Origin of the sequence: Pseudomonas anuradhapurensis (assembly GCF_014269225.2) — a bacterium.
GTDB lineage: Bacteria > Pseudomonadota > Gammaproteobacteria > Pseudomonadales > Pseudomonadaceae > Aquipseudomonas > Aquipseudomonas anuradhapurensis.
This window is the reverse complement of record NZ_CP077097.1, coordinates 3,132,022-3,154,078: the sequence shown is the minus strand read 5'-3', so window position 1 is coordinate 3,154,078 and position 22,057 is coordinate 3,132,022. Positions and strand designations below refer to the sequence as shown.

Genomic DNA, 22,057 nt, shown 5'->3' with positions numbered 1-22,057 from the left:
TGCAAGACGCCTGGGTTTATGCCGCTATGCTCGCGTAGAGGGTATTCAATGCCTAAATTATTTATGGGCTAAATTAGATATGCGATTTACCGCAGGTGAAGTTCGGTTGCCCCAATAAAAGCAAATCAAATTGGTTTCCGATAGGTATTCGGTGGCTGGTTAATAAATAGTCGGAAGCCGCATCTACACGCGCTAGGAAGAGCGCGTATTACAGGCACAGTTTTTTATTAAAGGAGGACAGGGATGTTTGTCCGCGCGAACCAGACCCCTTTCAGCTTGCACCTCAGCCGCCTGGAGCATGATGTCCAGGGCCTCGTCCATGCCGCTGGTCGCAGGCTGGCCAGTGAACGCCGGTCGCTGCACCCGAAGCACCTGCTGCTGCAACTTACTGCGCTCCAGTCCGGCGACGCCTGCTACGGTCTGCCGAACAGTGCGGTGCTGGCATGACCGACGCCAAACAACGCGAACCCCAGGTCGCCGTCGCCCCGCTCAACACCATCGACGCCAAGGACGTCGGCCGTGGCGCCGCCGCCTTCGATGCCTGGCTGCAGTCGGTCAGCGGCGGCTACGTCACCCTCGAACGGATCAAGACCGTGGCCGGCGCGTTGCCGGTGGTGGGCAACATCATGGCCCTGGTCGATGCCCTGGGCGACGTGGTGACCCTGGTCAAGAGCAAGAACCGCCAGCTGCTCGACTGGGTCAGCCTGGGCATCAACCTGATCGGCGTGTTGCCGGCACCACCGACCATGGCCGCGGCGCGCATGAGCCTGCGCCCGACCCTGTTCCTGGTGCGCCAGGAGCTGCGCAACAGCGCCAAGATGCTGCTGGGCGATTCGCTGATCCAGGTACTGATCGGCCACCTCAACGCGACCATCGCCGGCACCATCGACGACTTCGTGGCCAAGGCGCAGCCGAAGATCGCCGGCATCCTGGCCGACGCCGGCGCGTTGGGCATAAAGATCACCAGCGAGATCGCCACCGGGCTGGAGAAGGTCGCCCTGGGCCAGCTGGACGCCAAGGGTGACCTGTCGAAGGCGGGCAAACAGGTGTCCGCCGCCGCCGACAAACTGCTCAACGACCCGAAGGCGGCGTTCAGCAACATCTTCGGTGCCGTGCACAACGCCTACAAGGCCGCTGGCAAGGGGCTGGCCAACAGCGCCACGAGCAAACTGCTGCCGGACCAGATCAAGACCAAGGTGCTGGCCAACACCGGGCAACTGCGCGCGCTGGGGCCGGAGATGGCGCGGCAGTTGAACAAGCTGGCGGACCCGGGCACGCAGATGAGCATCGGCTGGATGCTGAATGTGCTGAGCGGGGCCGTGAAGGGCTTTCGCAAGCGCAACAGGAACGGGCAGCCGGGGGTGAGCAAGCCGGGGACCGTGACGCAGGTGCAGCGTGAGAAGGGCAAGGGCGAGTTGGCGGTTAGTAGCTCGCAGGCCAAGGCGGAAGGCACGGCCAGCCCCAAGCGCAAGCCATGCCCTCCCGAACCCAAGGCACGTACAGGCCACAGCATCAGTTTCTCGCTGGGCTCCGAATTCATCCTGCATACCGATTTCAGTCTGCCCGGCCCGTTCCCCATCGAATGGGAACGGACCTATCACTCGCGCTTGAGCGAATACGATCAAGGCACGCTCGGCGCACGCTGGGTCACCGAGTTCACTACGCGTATCGACGTGGTGGGCAAGGGGCTGGTGTTCCATGACCACGACGGTCGTAGCCACGCGTTCGAACTGCCGAAAGTGGAGCAGTCGCAGTTCAAAGCCATCGAGGATCTACTGCTGGTTCGCAGCCGCGAAAACGAACTGGTGGTCTGCCGCGGCTTCGAGCGCAAGGAATATTACCTGCGCGTGGGTGATCGGTATTACCTGCAGAAGATCACGCTCGCCAGTGGCGCCGGCTGCATGCTGCATTATGAGCACCGCCACAATGGCCGGCCGGTGCTCTCGGACGTCGTCACCTATCAGGATGACCCGAGCCAGATCCACCGCCACCTCGGCACCTTGATCGATGACCACGGCCAGATCACCGGCCTGTGGGAAATGCGCGACGGCCAGCCGCTGCGTCAGCTGTGCGCCTACCACTACGACAGTCAGGGCGACCTCGTTGCGGCCCAGGATGAGCACGGCGCTGCCTGGCACTACCAGTACCAGAATCACCTGGTTACCCGTTACACCGACCGCACCGGTCGCGGCATGAACCTGCAGTGGGATGGTAGCGCCTTCGACGCCAAGGCCATTCGCGAATGGGCCGATGACGGCAGTTACGACACCCGCCTGGAATGGGACGAGAACATTCGCCTGACCTACGTCACCGACGCCCACGGCCAGGAGACCTGGTACTACTACGACATCCTCGGCCACCTGTACCGCGTGCGCTATCCGGATGAGCGTTCGGAGTGGATCTTCCGCGACGAGCGCAAGCATGTGGTGCGCCATGTGCACGCCGATGGCAGCGAAGACCGTTACGACTACGACGAGCAAGGCAGCGTCATCCGTCATATCCGGGCTGACCACAGTCAGATCCACATCGCCTATGACGACCGTCGTCACCCGATCAAGATCCGCGATGCCGAAGGTGGCCTGTGGCTGCGTGACTACGACAAGAAAGGCAACCTGGTCGAGACCACCGACCCGCTGGGCAACAAGACCGAATTCGCCTACACGCCTTCCGGGCTGGTCAAGGCGATCAAGGATGCCAACGGCAACGAGAAGAAGCTGGCCTACAACGCAGCGGATCAACTGGTCGCATACACCGACTGTTCGGGCAAGACCAGTCAATGGGAATACGACGACTTCGGCCAGCTGGTGCAGTTCACCGATGCGGCGGGCAACAAGACGGTCTACCAATACAAGGCCGGCCAGCTGGAAAAAGTCATTCATCCGGACGCCACCGAAGAGCGCTTCGAGCGCGATGCCGAAGGCCGTCTGCTGGCCCATGCCGATGCGCTGGACCGCTGCACCACCTGGGCCTACAACAGCGCGGGCCTGCTTGCCGAGCGTGTCGATGCCAACGAGCACACCTTGCGCTATCGCTGGGACAAGCTGGGCCGCCTGATCGGCCTGGAGAACGAGAACGAGAGCAAGGCCGACTTCCTCTACGACCCGGTCGGGCGGTTGCTGCAGGAGCAAGGCTTCGACGGGTTGGTGACGCGTTACCAGTACGATGCTGATACGGGCCGGCTGGCAAGTACCCAGGTCGGCCAGCGCCGCATCGACATCACCTTCGACCCGGTGGGCCGGCTCGCTTCTCGCGTGGCCAGACTGGGGGAGCAACGCCAGGAAGAAACCTTCGCCTACGACGGCAACGGCAACCTGATCCAGGCGATCAACGCGGCCAGCAAGTTGCAATGGTTCCATGACCAGGCGGGCAACCTGACCCGCGAGCACCAGTATTACCTTGGTACCGAGGTGCCGATGGTTGCGGTGTGGCAACACGAGTACGACGTGCTCAACAACCGTATCGCGACCGTACGCCCCGATGGCCATAAGGTCAGCGTGCTCACCTACGGCAGCGGCCACGTGCTGGGCATGACCCTCGACCAGCATGAACTGCTGGCCTATGAGCGTGATGACCTGCACCGTGAAGTGGTCCGGCATCAGGGCAACCAGCTGATGCAGGCCCAGAGCTGGGACCCGGCTGGCCGCCTGCAAGAGCAGTTGCTGGGTAGCCACGACGGCAAGTCCACGTTGCTCAAGCGCCAGTACCAGTACGATGCCGTGGGCCAGCTGACCGATATCCACGACACCCGCCGTGGCCACCTGGCCTATCGGTACGATCCGGTTGGCCGCCTGCTGCAAGCCACCAGTCGCCTGGGTGTCGAGACCTTCGCCTTCGACCCTGCCGGTAACCTGCTGGACGACAAGGCCCAAGAGCTGAATCGCCCGCTGGAAAGCGACCCGCGGCGCAACAAGCTGATGGACAACCTGCTGCGTGAATACGCCGGGACCCACTACCAGTACGACGAACGCGGCAACCTGATCCATCGCCTGCACAACGGCGAAAAGGCGCGCCTCAGCTGGGACCTGTTCGACCGTTTGGTGCGCTTCGACGATGACAAGCTCAGCGTGGTGTACAGCTACGACGCTCTGGGCCGCCGTCTGCACAAACACTCCACCGCGCACCACCAGGATGATCCGCGAGCGGGCAGTGGCTGGAACCAGATGCAGCGGGCCAAGCGCCAGCGCGAACTGGGTTGTGGTTACACCTTGTATGGCTGGGATGGCGATAACCTGGCTTGGGAAAGCTCACCGCCGCAGGGTGAGGGCGAGACCGGGCGCACCGTGCATTACCTGTATGAGCCGGGCAGCTTCGTGCCGGTGGTCCAGGCGCAACGAAACAACCCGATCCGCCTGCTGCGCCAGCCGGACTGGAGCGATCGGGAATACGATTTCGATCAGGACCCGCTGTGGCACACCGAGGTCAAGCCGCAGGCATTCGATGCGATTCTCTGGTATCAGTGTGACCACCTCGGCACGCCAATGGAACTCACCGACCACAATGGTGAGGTGGCGTGGACGGCGCAGTACAAGGCGTGGGGTGAGGTCAAGGAAGCACGGTCGGAGTGGGCCAAGCAAGTCGGCCTGACCAACCCGATTCGCTTCCAAGGCCAGTACCACGACCATGAGACGGGGCTGCACTACAACCGGTATCGGTACTATGATCCGAGGCTTGGGCGGTTTGTCAGCCAGGATCCGATCAGCTATCTGGGGGGCTTCAACCTCTATCAGTATGTTCCGAACCCGATCGGTTGGATTGATCCGTGGGGGCTGAAGCGGATCAAGAATGCGGTTGAAGGAGATCGTCGTCACCGGGAATTTAATGCTGAGATTAAAGCAGCTCATCCGAACGCTTCGATTCAGAGTGAATGCTATCTGAGAGATGCAACTGGTCAATCTGTAAAAGATCCACTGACTGGCGAGCGTCGAAGAGTGGATACGGCTGTTATTGAGAATGGCACAGCAACAACATATGAAGTTACTAGCATGACCGCAGATAAGACTGAGCAGCAAGCTAAGGAAGCTAGGATTTTGGCAGCAGGCGGTGGTTATATCAGAGACCGTGAAACTCGAGAGATTATTCCGGTGTCAGGGAAGTCAAAGGTTCATAGGAGGGCGTGATGTCTGAAGATTTTGTGGTATGGGATATCGATAGTATCCTTGAGTCTTATACGGATATCCCAGAGTGGGAAGTCAGTGTAAACAGAAAACTGGAAGGGTTGTTCATTTTTTTAGAGACTAACGGTTTATTGAATTGCCGCGTGACAGATGAGAGAGGGGCGGTTATCAAGAGGACAATTAGGCTTAGTGAACTTAATGATGAAGGTAAAAGTATAGCTTGCGGGCCGAAGAATCCTATCCATCGGTGGTTGGCTTCGAAGGGGTCTCAAAAAAATCCTCCGGATATGAAGATGCTTGAGAAGGCACTTTCCGAGGTAAGGCGCTGACTTGAGTTTTAGGTTTAACTTACATTTGTGCCAACAAACTTTCAATTTCCGTCAAAGATTACCAAGTTTGTGGCGGAAATTGATATTTTGTCGCTGCACCAACGAAGATTGTAAAGGCGTTGAGCTTGGCACATGGCCGGTGATTAGCTGATTATGCTCACCGCAAGTCAGGGCAGTCTACGGTTCATAGGCGTCCTCCCGATTCCGAGACCGACTCCGCCACCGCCACCGGCCAGCGAGCACCACACCAGCTTCGCCCTCGGCTCGGAATTCGTCATCCACACGGACTTCAACCTGCCGGGCCCTTTCCCCATAGAGTGGCAGCTCACGCCTGGCTGAAGATAGTAGACTATAAGGCAGCCAATGGCGGCGCCAGACCATGTTTAAATGAAAGCGTTTATTAAGGGTCGTATATGAAGTTTCTATGTCTGGTCGATGTTGCCGTTAGCGAGAAGTAGAAAGCCTTAAAGCGAGCGAAGCAGATTTAAGCGTTTTGTTGAAGGCTGATCGGAGTACAGCAGATGATTAATTCTGAAAACATGCGAGGAGCTATGGCAATGGAAATCCGAGATGCTCGCCGAGTGGCTTCGGAATAGGACAGCCTAGAAAATACAATGTGGCTATGCAAGAAATGCTGGCTTACTCCAAGTGTCAAGGGTATTTGGTAAAAAAGATAATGAATGACCAAGAGCTTTCTAGGTGGAAGCAGAAACTACAGTCACTTGATCCTTATGAGTCTGAGGTAGACTGTAGGATGTTTTTCGAACTTCTCGATGAAGTGCAAGGGCCAGATGCAGCGGGCCAAGCGCCAGCGCGAACGGGCTGTTTCGTTGTGCCTGGACCACAGGCACGAAGCTGCCCGGCTCGTACAGGTAATGCACGGTGCGCGAAGTTCTACAGGAACAACACATGTTGCATCTCCAGCCAGTATTGATGCTTTTGGAAAACAGGCTAATCCCGGAACTAAGTATGTTGAGTTTAATGTTCCAGAGGGGTCTCTCATTAAAACCAATGAGGGGTGGGCAAAAATTGTGGGTCCCGCCTCATTAGAGGGAAGGCTTGCCAATAGGAAGGGTAATCCTGTACCGGAAATGCCAGTGGCAGAAGACATTCAAGTCAAAGCACATAAAACGGAAGATGGAATAATCAAATGTTCATAGAGATATTGGCTTGGCTTGAGGTTAACTCAAGCAGAATGCTGGATCTGAATGAGAATGAGTTAAGCACAAGTGCCGTTATAAATGTTGATGATGAGTGTAATCTGGCGAGGCTGACATTGTGGGATGATGATAGCTGTGTCATTGAAGCTATCGATGTCGAGTCTGGTGACTATATAATTAATGAGCGTTACGAGATAAAAGACCTGCAGGGATTCATTGAGATTTTCGGAAAATTCATTTCGGTATTGAAATAGGGATGTTTTAGTTTTAGCGGATTTGTGCCTGGTCGCGGCCGCGCTGGCGGGCCCAGGCTAGGTGCCTGCCAACCCGCCAGCCGCCGCAGACAACCTGCTGGCCTACGCCCCCCAGGCCAGCATCGACAACTGCATGGCCGGCACCTACAGCACCAACCTTAACTCCGTCCTTAATGCGACGGCCAAGGCCGAACTGCTCGCATGCTTAACCTGAAGAGGTAAAAATGTCCAAGGGTTTGGCGGTTAGCATGATGAGCGTGATATGCCAGTCAGGCATATGTCTCCTGGGCACTCAACAGTGTATCCAATTCGCGATGGCACGGGATGCATATGAGGGATTGCTTAAAGAGTTGCTGTGGGGGTATGTGGGTAAGGTATGAGTGAGTTTATGAAGGCGTTTAGTACGGTCGCGGGTTCTTTTAATGAGAAGGTTCGCGGCTTTATTGGGTCGGTTCAGCGTTTTGGGCTTTCGTGGGTCGTGCCGGGGGATACACTGAGAAAGAGAGAACTCGTCGGAGAATTTAGATGGCAGATTACTATAATTTTCTGGTGGCCCATTCGGTGGCCGGAGAGAGGCTGGATTTCGTTAAGAACTACTCTGCGTTCGAGCAATGGATGCAACGGGTGGGCGGAAAAATTGAACGTTGTGGCGGTAAAAATGGGCGTGTAATTAAGTTTAGTCGCGAGAAATACCTGAAGGAAATTAGTGAGGGTAAGATTGATGTAATTGAGCTATACTCCGAGAGGATATGGGAGAAAGGTGAGGGGAGTGAGACGCTGAATTGCAATTTTTCATCAGTTGTATCTGCGGATGAGGGGCTCGTGCTTACTGCATTTTCGGAAAAGCTGAATTTGGAATCGCTGGTTGAGTCTTTTCTAGTCTGTCCAGATTGGTATGCCGATTTTGACTATGCATATGCATATACAGAAAGCCATGCGTTTGGTTTTGGTTATGCGTTTGGGCGATATGTCCCAGATGAAAACCACCCGCTAATGTGGCCTAGGCGTAGCGAGACCATCATGTGGCTCAAGATGCAGTGGTCTGGTAAAACTGATGAGTATATTAGGGATGTGTATCCAGTAAATCTATTTTCTACACGTAAGCTGCAAGCGCTTCCTCCCGAGAAGCTCGAAATGCTAAGTCTTGTGATGTCAGAACTTGGTGAGGCTCTTGATAAGTCTGGATTTAAGCTCTGGGTTTTGTCTGATGCTGATCGTGAAAGAGCTAGAAGCAAACTTGCCGATGGCCATTTACTGGCGTCATGTATGGTCTGACTTTTATTTAAGCGGCGGAGTCGGACTTCGCCAATTATAATGGTTGAGATGGCGATAACCTCGCCTGGGAAAGCTCGCGGCCGCAGGACGAAGGTGAGACCGGGCGCACCGTGCATTACCTGTACGAGCCGAGCAGTTTCGTTCCGGTTGCCCAGGCGCAACGAAACAACCCGATCCGCCTGCTGCGCCAGCCGGACTGGAGCGACCGGGAATGCGATTTCGATCAGGACCCACTGTGGCACACCGAGGTCAAGCCGCAGGCATTCGATGCGATCCTTTGGTACCAGTGTGACCACCTCGGTACGCCGATGGAACTCACCGACCACAATGGCGAAGTGGCCTGGACGGCGCAGTACAAAGCGTGGGGGGAGGTCAAGGAAGCCCGCTCGGAGTGGGCCAAGCAAGTCGGTCTGAGCAATCCGATACAGTTCCAAGGGCAGTACCATGATCATGAGGCCGGGCTGCATTACAACCGTTATCGGTACTATGATCCGGCGGCTGGGCGGTTTGTCAGCCAAGATCCTATCAGCTATCTGGGCGGCTTCAACCTCTATCAGTATGTGCCGAACCCGATCGAGTGGATTGACCCGTGGGGGCTGAAGCGGCTCAAGAATGCGATTGATGGAGATCGCCGTCATCAAGAGTTCAATACGGAAATCAGGACCAAACATCCGAATGCTACGATACAAAGTGAGTGTTATCTGCGGGATGCTAGTGGAAAATCTGTTAGGGATCCAGAAACCGATGAGCGGCGTAGGGTTGCCACGGCTGTTATTGAAGATGGCAGGCGACGACTTACGAAGTGACAAGTTTGACTGCGTCTAAATTAGAACAACAACAGAAGGAAATTCGAATTCTCGCAGCTGGCGGTACGTTCATTAAGGATAGGTCAGCTGGGAAACTGGTGCCGGTTGCTGGGTTGTCTAAAGTAGAAAGGAGGCTGTAATGATTAATGATTATCCGGTTTGGGATATTGATGTATTAGTGGCTTCGTATGAAAGTGCTCCGGATTGGCAGGAGAGTATTAAAATTGCAATGGAAAACCTATTTGTCTTCCTTGAGAGTAATGAGCTTATAAAGTGTCGTGTTACTGACGGAAATGGACGTGTAGTGAAGCGCGTCATAATGAAAAGTGAGCTTGCCGAAGAAGGAAATAAGCTTGTCGAAGGGCCTAAGAGTGCAGTGCATAGATGGGCTAGGTCAAAAAAAATTATTAATGATCCTACCAATCTCAGTTTGCTAGAAAAAGGATTAGCTGAGATAAGAAAAGTGTAATGATTGAGAGTGGCGCGCAGCTAGGTACGACACCCGTCTTGGTCACTTGGCTTATCGGTTCGGCCCGGTTGGCCGCTTGCTGCAAGCCACCAGTCGCCTCGCGTCGAGACCTTTGCCTTCGACCCGGCCGGCAACCTGCTGGACGACAAGGCCCAGGAGCTGAATCGCCCGCTGGAAAGCGACCCGCGGCGCAACAAGCTGATGGACAACCTGCTGCGTGAACACGCCGGGACCCACTACCAGTACGACGAACCCGGCAACCTGATCCATCGCCTATTCCGCCGGATATGAAAATTTTCGAGAAGGCATTGGTAGAAATCAGCGCCTGAGTGCCCTCACGCTCTGCTACCGACGCAGCCCTCGCGCCTGAGCAATTCGAGGTCCTTCGGCTTTACTGACGCCTGGTTCAGTTCATCGCCGCTGAACCAGCGGCATTCCACGATCTCGTGCGAGGGATGCGGCGTCATCCCGGGCGACACCGTCATTCGATAAAGCCAGTGTTCTTCGGCCTCGAATACGTGGTGGCCGAGGAACTGCGCATCGAGCATTTCCAGGCTCGTTTCTTCGTGCAATTCCCGCCGCGCTGCGTCGAGCTGGGTTTCCCCGGGATCGATCTTGCCCCCAGGCAATGACCATTCACCGGTCGCCTTGCGCACCAGCAGGACCTTGCCGGCTTGCAAGCAAATGAGGGTCGAGTGTCGTTCCTTGCTGGTCATCTGCAGTACCTCCTGCAGAGAAGGCCGCAAACGGGCAGGCAAAGTTCCGACGCAACGCCAGAAGGGCACGGCAGCGCAGTGGCCGCGCGCTGCCAACCGCTACAGCGCCCGTACCATCTCCCAGAACGATGCGCCTACCCCGGTGATGCTTTCCCCGGCAATCAGCCCGGCTGCGGCGGTGATCGCAAACCGCTCGGTAACGCTCGGCCACCGGCAACCGACCAGCCAGGTGAGCAGCGCGCCGAGCCCCATCATCATGCTGATCGACGCCGGCAGTATGAACGCCAGCCCCAGCGCGGCGGTACTCGGCAGCCAGCGCGCTGCCCGATGCGGCAGCAGGCTGTCGAGGGCACCCAGCAGCACGCCTGCCGCGCTACCCGCGACGATCGCCCAACGCAGCGCCGGCGACAGCGCTCCCAGCCCCTGCGTCAAGGTCTGGGCCACGGCCTTCCAGGTTGCCACGGCGGGTGCAGGCCATTGCTCGCTGAGCAGTTGCGCCTGCGGGTCGGGAATCAGCATCCGATACACCAGCACGGCCACCACGCTGCCGATAAAGATGCCGATGCATTGTGCAATCAGCTGTCGATGCGGGGTTGCGCCGATCGCCTGGCCAACCTTGAAATCGTTCATCAGGTCGGTGGATTGCCCGGCCGCGCCACCGGCCGTATTCGCGCTCATCAGGTTGATCGCCACCTGGCCCGGGGCGACCAGGCCGAAGCCGAGCTGCGACAGCTTGCCGATGGCACCGATCGGCGCAATGCCAGTGGCACCCACCACGCGCGCGGCGACCACGGCAAGGCACACTGCCAGGGGGATGCTCAGCAACGCCATCCACCAGTCGATGCCAAACAGCAACGCTTGTAGCGCTACCACCAGGACAATGGACAACAGCAGCCCGGCAGCCGGCGTCAGGGAAAACCCCGTTTGCGTGCGCGATGCCCGGGCCGGCCGGTCGGCGGGCCTGTGCCGGGGCATTTGCAACAGGCGAACCGCCAGCGATGTCAGGGTCGCGCACACCATCAGGCTGACCCCCGGCCACAGCAGCCATTCCACCAGCGCCGCGAACTGCGGGCCGCTGGCGTTCGGCGCCAGCACCACCCGCGCATGCTCGATCAGCCACGGTGCCAGCCCGCCCCAGGCCAGTGCGGCACCGAGCAGCAACGTCAGGCCCACGCGGATGCCGATGATGCCACCGAAACCGACCAGCATCAGCGAAGGGTCGAGGGTGAAGGTCAGGCGCTCGAGCACTGGCGTGGGGGCCCAGCGCGGTATCGTCCAGACGAAGCCGTCGATCCACTTCACCAGCCCCGACAGCAACGCGGCACTGCAGAGTACCTTGATCCGCAGCATGGCTTCGTGGCCTTGCTGGTAGATCTGTTGCAGGGTCTCCAGCGTCGCCATGCCCTCCGGGAATTTCAGGCCATGGTCAGCGAGCAAGGTGGGGCGCAGGTACCAGGCGATCCAGATGCCGAGGAAACTTACCGAGAACACCCAGGCCATCATCGGCAGCGGGTCCAACTGGTGACCGGTGAGCAGGGTATAGGCAGGGATCGGCGCCACCAGCCCGCCGGAAACGATGGACGCGGCGGCCGAGGCCACGGTCTGGTTGATGTTGCTTTCGTGCAGCGTCCACGCCGGCCGGCCCTTGCCGCGCCCTGGCAGGCTCTGCCACACGGCGAAGCCGACCAGCAAGGCGATGATCGACATGTTGAATGACCAGCCGATCCTGAGGCCCGCGTACACATTCGAGGGCGTGAGCAGGATGCCCAGCGCGATGCCGGTGAGTACCGCGCGCAGGCTCAGTTCACGCTCGACGCGCGCCAGGGGCAGGGCAGTGGAGGGGGCATGTCCCATGGCAATCCTTTGTCGCTGCGGCAAGCGCGCTTTGCACAACTGAGCCCCGCTTGGCGCAAAGGTTCACTGGCGCTTGCGGGTGCGCCAACGGCTGCCCTCGCTCACCACTCGATGCGCTGGCCATCCCAGCCCCAGAAGCTGCCACTCTCGGCCGCCCCCAGCCGCCCCACCAGCTCGATCAGGCACTGTGCGGCAAACGCGGGGGTAAACAGTTTGCCCTCCGGCACGTTGCCTTGAAACGGCCGCGACAGCTGGGTATCGGTGGTACCCGGATGCACGGCCAGTATGGTAGCGGCCGGGTTCAGGCGCTTCAGCTCGATGCTGGCCGTGTGCAGCAACTGGTTCAATGCCGCCTTGCTGGCGCGGTAGCTGTACCACCCGCCCAGCCGGTTGTCGCTGATCGAGCCGACCCGGGCCGACAGTGCCGCGAACGTGGCGGGCTGCCGGCGCAGCAGCGGCAGCAGGTGCTTGAGCAACAGCACCGGCGCGAACGCATTGGTGGTGAAGCTGGCCTGCAGGCTGGCCAGGTCCAGTTGCGCAAGCGACTTTTCTGCCTTGCTGCCTTCCTGATGGAGAATGCCCAGCGTACTGACCACCAAATGCAGGTGCTCGCAGCCGTGGCCCACCTGGCGTGCCAGGGCCGCAAGTGCCTGCTCGTCGCGGGCATCGCAATCCACCAGCGACACTCGCCCAGCGTGCTGCCTGGCCAGGGCCAGCAGCGCATCATTGTTGCTGGCCTGACGCGACACGGCCCAGACCTGGCGCACATCGTCGCGCGCCAGCAAGGCCGTGCACAGCGCCAGGCCGATGCCCTGGCTGGCGCCGCATAGCAGTACATTGGCCTGGCCCGCCAGCCCGGGGATGAGCTTCATGCAACACCTTCCGGCGGCGAGACCGGCGCTGAAAGTACCTTGTTCGCCACACCGAACGGCACATGCACCATCGGCAGATTGCCTGCCGAAGACTGCAGGTGGCTACGCTGGTCATCGAAGAACACATGCGGCTTGAGGATCGACAACACCCTGGGCTTCTCCATCCCGCCGAGGAAGAAACACTCATCCGGCGATACGCCCCAGTTCTTCAAGGTGGTCACCACCCGCTCATGCGAAGGCGCGTTGCGTGCCGTGACGATCGCGATGCGCAAGATCCGTTTGTACGCCGGGTCTTCGGCCAGTTTGCGGTCTTCCAGCATGCGTATCAGCGAAAGCTTGCGGTACAGGTCGGCCAGCGGCCCCGGCGCGTGCGGGGTGGCCATGTGCATGCGCTCATGCTTCTGGAAGTCGTCCAGGCTGTTGTCGCGCTTGTACACGCTCTCCGCTTCGTCGTCGGCGATCACCCCGTCGAAGTCGAAGGCCACCCGCAACTCGGTGTCGATCTCGTCATCGTAGATACGCGTCGGCAGCACCCGCCCGGCGGGGTAGTTGGCGTCGATCGCCTTCTGCACGTCTTCCTCGTTGGCGCTGAGAAACAGTGAGGCATTGAACGCCGGAATGTACTCGTAAGGTGAACGGCCAGACATGAACGCCGCGCGGGTGATGTCCAGCTGGTAATGGTCGATCGAGCGAAACACCCGCAGGCCGGTTTCCGGCGAGTTGCGCGACAGTAGCACCACTTCCACCGGCAACTGCTCGGGGAACGCCTGGTTGATGCTGAGGAAGCGCCGGATGAACGGGAATGCCACGCCCTTGGGCAACGGTTCGTCCAGGTTCTGCTGCTGGTGCTGGCGGTAAGCCTCGACGCCCTGGGCCTGGTAGATGTCATCCGAGACGCTGAGGTCGAACAGCGCGCTCGAAGCCACGCCGATGACCAGCTTCTGTTCGATGGGGTAGGGCATGAAGCAACTCCTGAGCCTGTGCTGAAGGCAAGTGTACCCTGTGGGCGTGGATTTACCCGCCAAGGATCCTTTTGCAGGGGGCGCGCGAGGCTGTGCTAGCCAAGCCTGGCAATGTCGGCAGGCCCGGCGTTGTGAAGCTGTTCGACCAGAAAGTCGACGAACACCCGCACCCGCGCCGGCATGGCCGGGCCACCGACGAACACGGCATGGATCGGCTCGCGATCACCCGGGTTGTAGGCCTCCAGCAACGGTACCAGGCGCCCGCTGGCGAGGTCGTCGGCGACGGTGAAGGTACCGATGCGGGCAATCCCGGCGCCGAGCGTGGCCAGTTGCGCCAGGGCTTCGCCACTGCTGCATTCGAGGTTGCCGCTGACCTTCAGCGCAAAGACCTGGCCGTCACGCCGGAACGGCCAGTCCGGCGCGGCACGGCGGAAGTTGAAGCGCAGGCAGTTGTGCCGGGCCAGGTCCTCCGGCACCAAGGGCGTGCCACAGCGCTGCAGGTAGTCGGGGGAGGCGACGATGACCTGGCCGGTCTCGCCAATCGCGCGGGCGCTCAACGAGCTGTCTGGCAGCGGGCCGAAGCGTAGCGCCACGTCGGCCTGGCCACCGGGGATGTCGGCTATTTCGTCGCTGAGGGTCAGGTCGACCAGCACCTGTGGGTAGCGCGCGCTGAACGCCGCCAGCAGCGGGACCACGGTCAGCCGGCCATGGCCCAGCGCTGCGCTGACCCGCAAGCGCCCGCGTGGCACGCCCTGGTCGGTAATGGCTTCTTCCACTTCGTCCAGGTCGGCCAGCACCCGCCGTGCGCCGCGCAGGTACGCCTCGCCTTCAGGGGTAAGGGTGATCGCCCGGGTGGTACGCAGCAGCAGGCGGGTGCCCAGGCGTTGTTCGGTACGGGCCAGGATGCGGCTGACCGCCGAAGGCGTCAGGCCCAGCGCCCGCGCGGCGGCGGACAGGCTGCCCGCTTGCGCCACCTGGGCGAATATTTCCATCTCTCCGGATCGTCCGCTGAAATCCATTTGTGCCTCGTCAGCAAAGGTGGTTCGCAAAAATGCAGTCTAGTGCAGCCTGATGGTGGACCGTAGCATTTGCGGCACAGATAAGGAGTTTGCCATGCGTATTAATCCACCTCTTGTCGCACTCGCCATCGGTGCCTTCGGCATTGGCGTCACCGAGTTCGCGCCCATGGGCATGTTGCCCAGTATCGCCACCGACCTTGGCGTCTCGATCCCGGCTGCGGGGCTGCTGGTCAGTGCCTATGCCATCGGTGTGCTGATCGGCGCACCGCTGATGACCCTGGCCACGGTGAAAGTCCCGCGGCGTTACCTGCTGATCGGGCTGATGGCGATCTTCACCCTCGGCAACCTGCTGTCAGCCCTGGCCGACGACTACGCCAGCCTGCTGGTCGCGCGGGTGGTTACCTCGCTCAACCACGGCGCCTTCTTTGGCATCGGCTCGATCGTTGCAGCCAGCGTGGTGCCGCCCGACAAGCGCGCTGGGGCGGTGGCGGCAATGTTCATGGGCCTGACCCTGGCCACCATCGGTGGCGTGCCGCTGGCGACCTGGTTCGGTGAACTGCTCGGTTGGCGTACGGCATTCTGGGGCATCGCCGGGCTCGGCCTGGTGGCCATGACCAGCCTCTGGTACGCGCTGCCCAACGTGCCGTCGCCCAAGGGTGACGGGGCCATGGCCGAGCTTCGCGTGCTCGGGCGCGGGCCGGTGCTGGCGGCGTTGCTGCTGACCGTGGTGGGTTCCAGTGCGATGTTCACGGTGTTCACCTACATCGCGCCGATCCTGCAGCGCGAGGCGGCCGCGTCTACCACGTTCGTGACAGCCATGCTGGTGCTGTTCGGCGTTGGCCTGACCTTGGGCAATGTGTGGGGCGGCAAGGCGGCGGACCGTTCGGTCGATCGCACCTTGATCGTGTCACTGGCCACCCTGATCGCGGTACTGCTGGTGTTTCCGCTGGTGCTGGGCTGGTCGCTGCCGACGGCATTGGCGATCCTGGTCTGGGGCGCAGCCAGCTTCGCCCTGGTGCCACCGCTGCAGATGCGTGTGATGGAAGCGGCCAAGGATGCGCCCAACCTGGCCTCGGCGGTGAACATCGGTGCGTTCAACCTGGGCAATGCGATTGGCGCGGCGCTGGGTGGGGCGGTCATCAATGCCGGGCTGGGCTATCCGGCGATTGCCCTGGCGGGGGCTGCGACGGCAGCGCTCGGGTTGTTGATGGTGCTGATGTTTGCCTGGCGTGGGCGGGTGCAGGCGTTGGCGGGGCAGGCAGCCGCGTAAGGCGTCGGGGCCGCTTTGCGGCCCTTCGCGGGCATCAACCGGTGATTGTCATGGCGTACCGTTGCGGCCATGCAGGTGATAGGCCGGGCGCTCGCTCAGGCGCTCGTAGTAATCGCGCACGGCCGGCAGGTGGGGGTGCTCCAATGGCGTTTCAAACCAGCGGTTCACCGACAGGCCGATGGGGATGTCGGCCAGGGTGAACTGGCTGCCGGCCACATAGGCACCGGTACTGGCCAGCTGGCCGTCGAGGATGCGCATGTAGCGCGCCCAGTCCGCGCAACCGGCGGCCAGGGCCTGCGGGTCCTGGTGGGCCGGCGAGTGTCTGACCAGCGACATGAACGCGTAGCTCCAGGATCGGTTGAGGTCCGAGGCCTGCCAGTCGATCCACTGGTCGATCCTGGCTCGGGCCTGCGCCTCGCTGGGGTAGAACGCCGTAGCGCCGTAGCGGGTGGCCAGGTAGCGGATGATGCTGTTGGATTCCCACAGGGTGAAGTCGCCATCCTGGATCACCGGGACCATGGCGTTGGGGTTCAGCGCGAGGAACTCGGCACTGTCGGTGGGCTGGAAGCCGGTACCCCAGTCTTCGCGCTCGTACGCCACCTCGAACTCGGCGCACGCCCACAGGACTTTTCGTACATTGATCGATGAGGCTCTGCCCAATATCCGCAACATGCTATTCGTCCTTGTGTGGGGAAGGTTGATCGTCCGCCACTGCCGTGGCCTGGTCAAGCGGCAGGCACAGGCAACCGGGTCAGGCTTGCCTGAGGGGCGCGAACTTGGCACCCTTGGCCGGTTTGCATCGTTGGTATCACCACAGAAGGAAGTACGCATTGAGCTGGGACAAGGTGGGGAAACTCCTCGTAGCCGTGCTGATCGGCCTGATGGTCCTGTTGGCCGCTTATGGGTTGCTCCGCGGCAGCCCGCGCCTGGAGGCCTCGCTGACCTACGCCTACCTCACTTATCCCAGCCAGTTCAGCGAGCGCATCAGCAAGGCCAGCGAGCAGCTCAAGTACGAGCAATTGCAGGGCCGTATCAATACCATCAGCGAAGGCGGGCTGAGCCACGACCAGGTCGAGCGGCTGGTCGAGATGGCCCAGGCACCCTATACCCAGCTGTTTGCCAAACCTTTCGAGGCCGGGCTGGTCGACCACCGTACCGGCTTGCTCATCGAGCTGCGCAATAGCGGTGACGCGCCGGTGCGCCAGGTGAAAATTCGTCTGCCGGCCAAGGGCCTGGTGCAGGTGCGCGACGCGGCTGGCAACGACACCATCGTCGAGGCCGCTACTGCCCAGGTGGAAATCCCGGCCATAGAGCCTGCTGGCGCGTGCAAGGTATGGGTGTATTTCGATGCGGACTACACGCAGATCCGCCAGGGCGGGATCAGCATCAGCCATGCCGACGGCGAGGCTGACGTGCAGGTCTACCGTGAAGTCATCGGCTTCCCGGCCTGGGTGGCGCGCTACAGCCGCGAACTGATGGCGCTACTGGGCGTGCTGGCCCTCAGTGTGCTGGGCCTGGGGTATGCCTGCCTGGCGCGTCGTAACCTGCGTCAGGCGCAACCTCTCTAGACACTGGCGGTGGGCTGATGACGGTTGCCTGCCGCTCAACCACCGCTGTCGTGCAGCACCAGGCTTTGCCGCAACTGCTCGAGCATGGCCAGGCGCAGAGCCTGCGGCGCTTGTACGCGGATAGAGCCAGCCTGGGACAACAGCCAGCCCATCAGGGCGCGGCTGTCGTCGACCGTGGCCACCAGTGTGGCGCCGCCATCCGCGTGCGCGGTCAGTTGCATGTCCGTGGCCAGTGGCTGCGCTTGCAGGCGCCGGGCCAGCCCGTCGTCGACCCAGGCGTGCAGTTCGATCTGTTCCGGGGGCGCCAGCACGTCAGGTTGCAGTTGCTGTGCTTCGCCCAGGCTCAGGCCGGGTTGCCAATACCAGCCGTACGGCATGCCTTTGCTGTTGCAGCGCAGCGGGAACAGTGCCGCAAGCTCGACCAGGTCGCGCTCGACGGTGCGTTTGCTGGTGCTATAGCCCACGGTTTTCAAGGCGGCCTGCAACTGGGTGGAGCTCATCCCCGGATGGCGGCCGGGTAGCAGCTTGAGCAGTTGCCACTGGCGGGCGATGGTGTGGCGGGTCGGGTGGCTGGGCAAAAGGTTCGTCCTTGAAAGCAGGTTTGCAGCTTGCCTGGGTGGTGGCGTTTAGCTATCGCCAGCATACCTTTTCAGAGGATAGGATCCAAGTTTGGCGCGTCAGGCGGTTGGGGATCACCACCTGGGGGCCTTGCATGCGCGCGCCAAGCGGCGGTTGATTTGCGCGTCCGGCTAATCCACCAAGAGCAACGCGTTGGCGTATTTTTCCTGATCCGGTGTAAAGGTGGTCAGCATTCCGGTATGACGACAGGTGAGGGTCAGCTCGGTTCGCGTATCGATGTACAGGTCTTCGCCACGGAGGCCCTGCCATTGCGCCAGGTATTTGAAAGAGCCATATTTCATCGGCTTTTTCAGCACCCGATCATGCCCGCCTTTCCAGCCAAGCACCGGCAGCGCGCCATCGATACAGCACCGGGCAATTTCTGGCTGGTTCACAGCCCGCTCACGGCCAATTTCCCAACAGCGGATCAAGCCTTCATCGGGGCCTTTCCAGGCCTGTTCCCAGGTAATCGAAGGGCGGATGGGATGATGTATCGGGCGGTGAATGACGCCGGTGGTGCGATCCATGACCTGAGGTTGTCCGTAATATCCAGTTGGGCTGGATGCTACTAATTGGCCACTATTGTGTCCAGTGTCTCCCAGGCTCCCTACATCCCACCCCGCCGCACGTGCTTCACCAACACCTTCTCCAACAACTCCCACATCGCAGGATCGGTACTGAACGCCACGTTGAAGCGCATCCACCCGGTGGCCTTGGCATCGACCATGAACAGCTGCCCAGGCCCGAGCATGATGCCTTTCTCCAGCGCGTCATCCAGCAACGCCGCACTGTCCGGAATCGCCGGGTGCCGGGTCCAGATGTACATGCCCTCATCCGATTCGATGAACAACTCGAAGCCCAACCGGTGCAGATGCCGGCCAACTTCCTGGTGCGCCTCGGCCAGGCGCTGGCGCAGGCGCTTGAGGTGCTTGCGCCAGCGCCCGTCGATGATGGCGGCGTAGACCACGCGTTCCATCACCTGCGAGGTGGTCAGGCCCGAGCGCATCTTCAGGTGCAGCAGCTTCTGCATCAGTTCGGGGTTGGCCAACAGGTAGCCGACCCGCACGTTCGGCGAAATGCTCTTCGAGTAGCTGCCCACGTAGACCACCTGCTGCAGGTGATCGAGGCTGGCCAGACAGGGCTGTGGTTCGGCGATCATGTCGGCGTACAGGTTGTTTTCCACCAGGCGGAAGCCGTGCTGGCTGGCCAGTTGCAGCAGGCGGTGCAGTTGCGGCAGCGGGGTACGCGAGCAGGTCGGGCTGTGCAGGTGTGGCTGGGTGAAGAAGGCCGTCGGGCGGTGGTGGGTGAGCAACTGCTCCAGGTGGTTCAGGTCGTAGCCGGCAGGTGTGCGTGGCACGCCGACCAGGGTCGCGCCCTGGGTGCGCAGGATGCTCATCAGGTTGGGGTAGCCAGGGTCGTCCACCAGCACCACGTCACCCGGGCGCACCAGCGTGCGCGCTGCCAGGTCCAGGGCCTGGCTGGCACCATGGGTGAGCATCAGTTGCGCCGGGTTGGCGACGATCGACAGTTCCTGCTGCAGGTTCTGCGCGGTCAACGCGCGCAGTTCCAGCAGGCCCATGGGGTCGCCATAGCCCGACAGCTCCAGCGGGCTGCCGGCCACCTGGCGCAGGCCGCGGCGCAGGCCGTCTTCGTACATCCAGTCGTTGGGCAGCCAGCCGCACCCCGGTTTGTACGGCAACTGGCGGATTTCGAAGATCTGCTGCAGGTACCACTCGGAGTTGAACGTTGGTCGACTTGTGTCAGCCTCGGCGTTATGCGGGTCCAGCAGCTCGCCCGCCGCACGGTTGACAAAAAACCCGGCATTGCCCCGGCTCACCAGCAAACCTTGGGCGACCAGGCGATCGTAGGCTTCGACCACGGTGAAGGTACTAACCGAGTAGGTCGCGGCAAAGGCGCGAATGGACGGGACCTTGGCGCCTGGCTTGAGGGTCTGGTTGTCGATCAACTCGCGCAGCCCGTCGATGATCTGGTTGACCAGCGGCGTGGAGGAGTCTGGATGTAATTGCAGCATTCGGGACCTTCAGGGTGTGAAACGCCAGGCGCTTGCGCGGTGTACTGCATTGGCGGCCTGTACAGTGCAGTGCGAGTTTCATGCCACTGTGCATGGTTCTCTGCGCCGGACATTTTTACATTAGGTGTCAGATATCGCCACATAAAGCATGTTCAGTTCGCCCCAGGCGTCAGCCCTGGGGCGCGTCAGCAGGCCGCCATGGAAGGCCTGCGTGTGTTCGTCGCACACCATCCTGCCCGCATTAGCACTGATGTACAGGTGAAACCGCCAGCCATCGGGGTTTCACAGTTTTCCTTGGATAAAAAGAAGCACGGGGTACACAACTGATGGACGCAACATCTACAACCACCACCGCGAAAAGCGGGCACGAGAGCAAACTCAGTGCCTCGCTCAAGTCGCGCCACCTGACGATGATGTCGATCGCCGGGGTTATCGGCGGCGCCTTGTTCGTCGGTTCCGGCAGCGTGATCCACAGCGCCGGCCCAGCCGCTGTCCTGGCCTACCTGGCAGGCGGCATCCTGGTGGTACTGATCATGCGCATGCTGGGTGAAATGGCGACGTCCTCGCCGGACACCGGTTCGTTCTCCACCTACGCCGACCGCGCCATCGGCCGTTGGGCCGGTTTCACCATCGGCTGGCTGTACTGGTGGTACTGGGTCATCCTCATGGCCTGGGAAGCCTATGTGGCGGGCAAGATCCTGCATGGTTTCTTCCCCGACGTCAGCGTCAACGTGTTCGTGCTGGCCACGACCCTGTTGCTGATCACCGTCAACTTCTTCAACGTCAAGCACTACGGTGAGTTCGAGTTCTGGTTCGCCCTGATCAAGGTGATCGCGATCGTCTGCTTCCTGATCGTGTGTACCGCGGCAGTGCTGAACATCTGGCAGTTCGGTGAAGTACGCGGCATCAGCCACCTCACTGCCGAAGGCTTCATGCCCAATGGCATCACCACCGTGATTGGTGCCTTGCTCGGGGTGATGTTCGCCTTCCTCGGCGCGGAAATCGTCACCATCGCCGCAGCCGAAGCCAAGGACCCGGCTACGCAGATCGTCAAGGCGACCAACTCGGTGGTCTGGCGGGTGTGCCTGTTCTATGTCGGCTCGATCTTCCTGATCGTCTGCCTGGTACCGTGGAACGACCCGCAGCTGGGCGTTTCCGGTTATGGTGCCTATCGCCGTACCCTGGAACTGCTGGGCGTGCCGTACGCCGAGCTGCTGATGAACTTCGTCGTGCTGACCTCGGTGAGCAGCTGCCTGATCTCGGGCCACTACACCGCTTCGCGCATGCTGTTCTCCCTGGCCCAGCGTGGCGACGCGCCGTCGTTCTTCAAAATTACCCGCGCCGGTACCGGTGTACCGGTGTACGCGATCATGGGTTCGTGCGCGGTGGCCATCGTCTGCGCGCTGATCAACTTCAGCGAGACCCTGCGCCCGAAGGACGTACTGGAAACCCTGATGAACACCACCGGCATGATCGCCCTTTTGGTGTACCTGGTGATTGCCTTCTCGCAACTGCGCATGCGCCGCAAGCTGATCGCCGAAGGCAAGGAAGTACGCCTGAAGATGTGGTTGTTCCCATGGCTGACCTACCTGGTGATCGCCTTCATCGTCGCCGCCCTGGTGACCATGGCCTTCATGCCTGACTACCAGATCCTGGTCATCTCCACCGGCATCGCTGCGGCGATCGTGGTGGCGATGGGCATGGTGCACCAGATTCGTTCTGGCAAACAACACTAAGCG

At 60.7% G+C, this 22,057-nt stretch carries 19 protein-coding genes and 2 pseudogenes; 12 read left to right on the top strand and 9 right to left on the bottom strand.

Going from position 1 to position 22,057, the window contains the following annotated elements; translation table 11 throughout:
• The first annotated feature begins 243 nt into the window (after positions 1-243).
• The 9 genes and pseudogenes from HU763_RS14615 to HU763_RS25090 form a co-directional block, all read left to right on the top strand.
• Complete coding sequence (locus tag HU763_RS14615; RefSeq protein ID WP_186690404.1) at positions 244-447, top strand: hypothetical protein; 204 nt, start codon at positions 244-246, stop codon at positions 445-447.
• Positions 444-5,117 carry an RHS repeat-associated core domain-containing protein gene (locus tag HU763_RS14610; RefSeq protein WP_225931884.1) on the top strand — a complete coding sequence of 1,558 codons (4,674 nt, stop codon included), beginning with the start codon at positions 444-446 and terminating at the stop codon, positions 5,115-5,117. The genes HU763_RS14615 and HU763_RS14610 overlap by 4 nt, the downstream gene beginning before the upstream one ends.
• Positions 5,117-5,443, top strand: coding sequence for a hypothetical protein (locus HU763_RS14605; protein WP_186689853.1), 327 nt, complete (start codon positions 5,117-5,119; stop codon positions 5,441-5,443). The genes HU763_RS14610 and HU763_RS14605 overlap by 1 nt, the downstream gene beginning before the upstream one ends.
• Positions 5,444-6,318: 875 nt before the next feature.
• Entirely contained in the window at positions 6,319-6,603 is a 285-nt protein-coding gene (locus HU763_RS25095) for a TreTu family toxin (protein ID WP_420831020.1), read from the top strand.
• Complete coding sequence (locus HU763_RS14600) at positions 6,594-6,857, top strand: immunity protein TriTu family protein (protein WP_186689854.1); 264 nt, start codon at positions 6,594-6,596, stop codon at positions 6,855-6,857. Before HU763_RS25095 ends, HU763_RS14600 begins: the two co-directional genes overlap by 10 nt.
• 525 nt (positions 6,858-7,382) lie before the next feature.
• Positions 7,383-8,132 carry a hypothetical protein gene (locus HU763_RS14595; protein ID WP_186689856.1) on the top strand — a complete coding sequence of 250 codons (750 nt, stop codon included), beginning with the start codon at positions 7,383-7,385 and terminating at the stop codon, positions 8,130-8,132.
• 47 nt (positions 8,133-8,179) lie between these two features.
• A pseudogene (locus tag HU763_RS14590) lies at positions 8,180-8,737 on the top strand (RHS repeat domain-containing protein); the annotation flags it as partial.
• A gap of 340 nt (positions 8,738-9,077) precedes the next feature.
• A complete protein-coding gene (locus HU763_RS14585; RefSeq protein WP_186689858.1) occupies positions 9,078-9,407 on the top strand; it encodes a hypothetical protein in 330 nt (109 codons plus the stop codon).
• 25 nt (positions 9,408-9,432) lie between these two features.
• Positions 9,433-9,683, top strand: a pseudogene (locus HU763_RS25090) (hypothetical protein); the annotation flags it as partial.
• Positions 9,684-9,742: 59 nt separating this feature from the next.
• Here the strand turns inward: HU763_RS25090 and HU763_RS14575 are convergent.
• The 5 genes from HU763_RS14575 to HU763_RS14555 form a co-directional block, all read right to left on the bottom strand.
• Entirely contained in the window at positions 9,743-10,123 is a 381-nt protein-coding gene (locus HU763_RS14575) for an NUDIX domain-containing protein (RefSeq protein ID WP_170029415.1), read from the bottom strand.
• Positions 10,124-10,222: 99 nt separating this feature from the next.
• Positions 10,223-11,977, bottom strand: a complete 1,755-nt coding sequence (locus tag HU763_RS14570) for an OPT family oligopeptide transporter (protein ID WP_186689862.1) — start codon at positions 11,975-11,977, stop codon at positions 10,223-10,225.
• A gap of 101 nt (positions 11,978-12,078) precedes the next feature.
• On the bottom strand, positions 12,079-12,849 hold the full coding sequence (locus HU763_RS14565; protein WP_186689864.1) for an SDR family NAD(P)-dependent oxidoreductase: 771 nt from the start codon (positions 12,847-12,849) through the stop codon (positions 12,079-12,081).
• Complete coding sequence (locus HU763_RS14560; protein ID WP_186689866.1) at positions 12,846-13,811, bottom strand: 5'-nucleotidase; 966 nt, start codon at positions 13,809-13,811, stop codon at positions 12,846-12,848. Before HU763_RS14560 ends, HU763_RS14565 begins: the two co-directional genes overlap by 4 nt.
• A gap of 95 nt (positions 13,812-13,906) precedes the next feature.
• A complete protein-coding gene (locus HU763_RS14555) occupies positions 13,907-14,830 on the bottom strand; it encodes a LysR family transcriptional regulator (RefSeq protein WP_186689868.1) in 924 nt (307 codons plus the stop codon).
• A 94-nt stretch (positions 14,831-14,924) separates the two neighbouring features.
• Here HU763_RS14555 and HU763_RS14550 point away from each other — a divergent pair, with 94 nt between their 5' ends.
• On the top strand, positions 14,925-16,100 hold the full coding sequence (locus tag HU763_RS14550) for an MFS transporter (protein ID WP_186689870.1): 1,176 nt from the start codon (positions 14,925-14,927) through the stop codon (positions 16,098-16,100).
• Positions 16,101-16,148: 48 nt separating this feature from the next.
• Here HU763_RS14550 and HU763_RS14545 read toward each other — a convergent pair whose 3' ends face one another.
• Positions 16,149-16,772, bottom strand: a complete 624-nt coding sequence (locus HU763_RS14545) for a glutathione S-transferase family protein (RefSeq protein ID WP_186689872.1) — start codon at positions 16,770-16,772, stop codon at positions 16,149-16,151.
• Between the two features lie 158 nt (positions 16,773-16,930).
• Here HU763_RS14545 and HU763_RS14540 point away from each other — a divergent pair, with 158 nt between their 5' ends.
• On the top strand, positions 16,931-17,668 hold the full coding sequence (locus HU763_RS14540) for a hypothetical protein (protein ID WP_186689874.1): 738 nt from the start codon (positions 16,931-16,933) through the stop codon (positions 17,666-17,668).
• Positions 17,669-17,703: 35 nt separating this feature from the next.
• On the opposite strand, the gene HU763_RS14535 is transcribed toward HU763_RS14540, so the two are convergent.
• From HU763_RS14535 to HU763_RS14525, 3 genes are all read right to left on the bottom strand, one after another.
• Positions 17,704-18,246, bottom strand: coding sequence for a WYL domain-containing protein (locus HU763_RS14535; protein ID WP_186689876.1), 543 nt, complete (start codon positions 18,244-18,246; stop codon positions 17,704-17,706).
• Between the two features lie 171 nt (positions 18,247-18,417).
• Positions 18,418-18,813, bottom strand: a complete 396-nt coding sequence (locus HU763_RS14530) for a hypothetical protein (protein WP_186689878.1) — start codon at positions 18,811-18,813, stop codon at positions 18,418-18,420.
• A gap of 80 nt (positions 18,814-18,893) precedes the next feature.
• On the bottom strand, positions 18,894-20,318 hold the full coding sequence (locus tag HU763_RS14525; protein ID WP_186689880.1) for an aminotransferase-like domain-containing protein: 1,425 nt from the start codon (positions 20,316-20,318) through the stop codon (positions 18,894-18,896).
• A 326-nt stretch (positions 20,319-20,644) separates the two neighbouring features.
• On the opposite strand from HU763_RS14525, the gene HU763_RS14520 reads away from it, so the two are divergent.
• Positions 20,645-22,054, top strand: coding sequence for an amino acid permease (locus tag HU763_RS14520; protein WP_186689882.1), 1,410 nt, complete (start codon positions 20,645-20,647; stop codon positions 22,052-22,054).
• Positions 22,055-22,057: the final 3 nt, after the last annotated feature.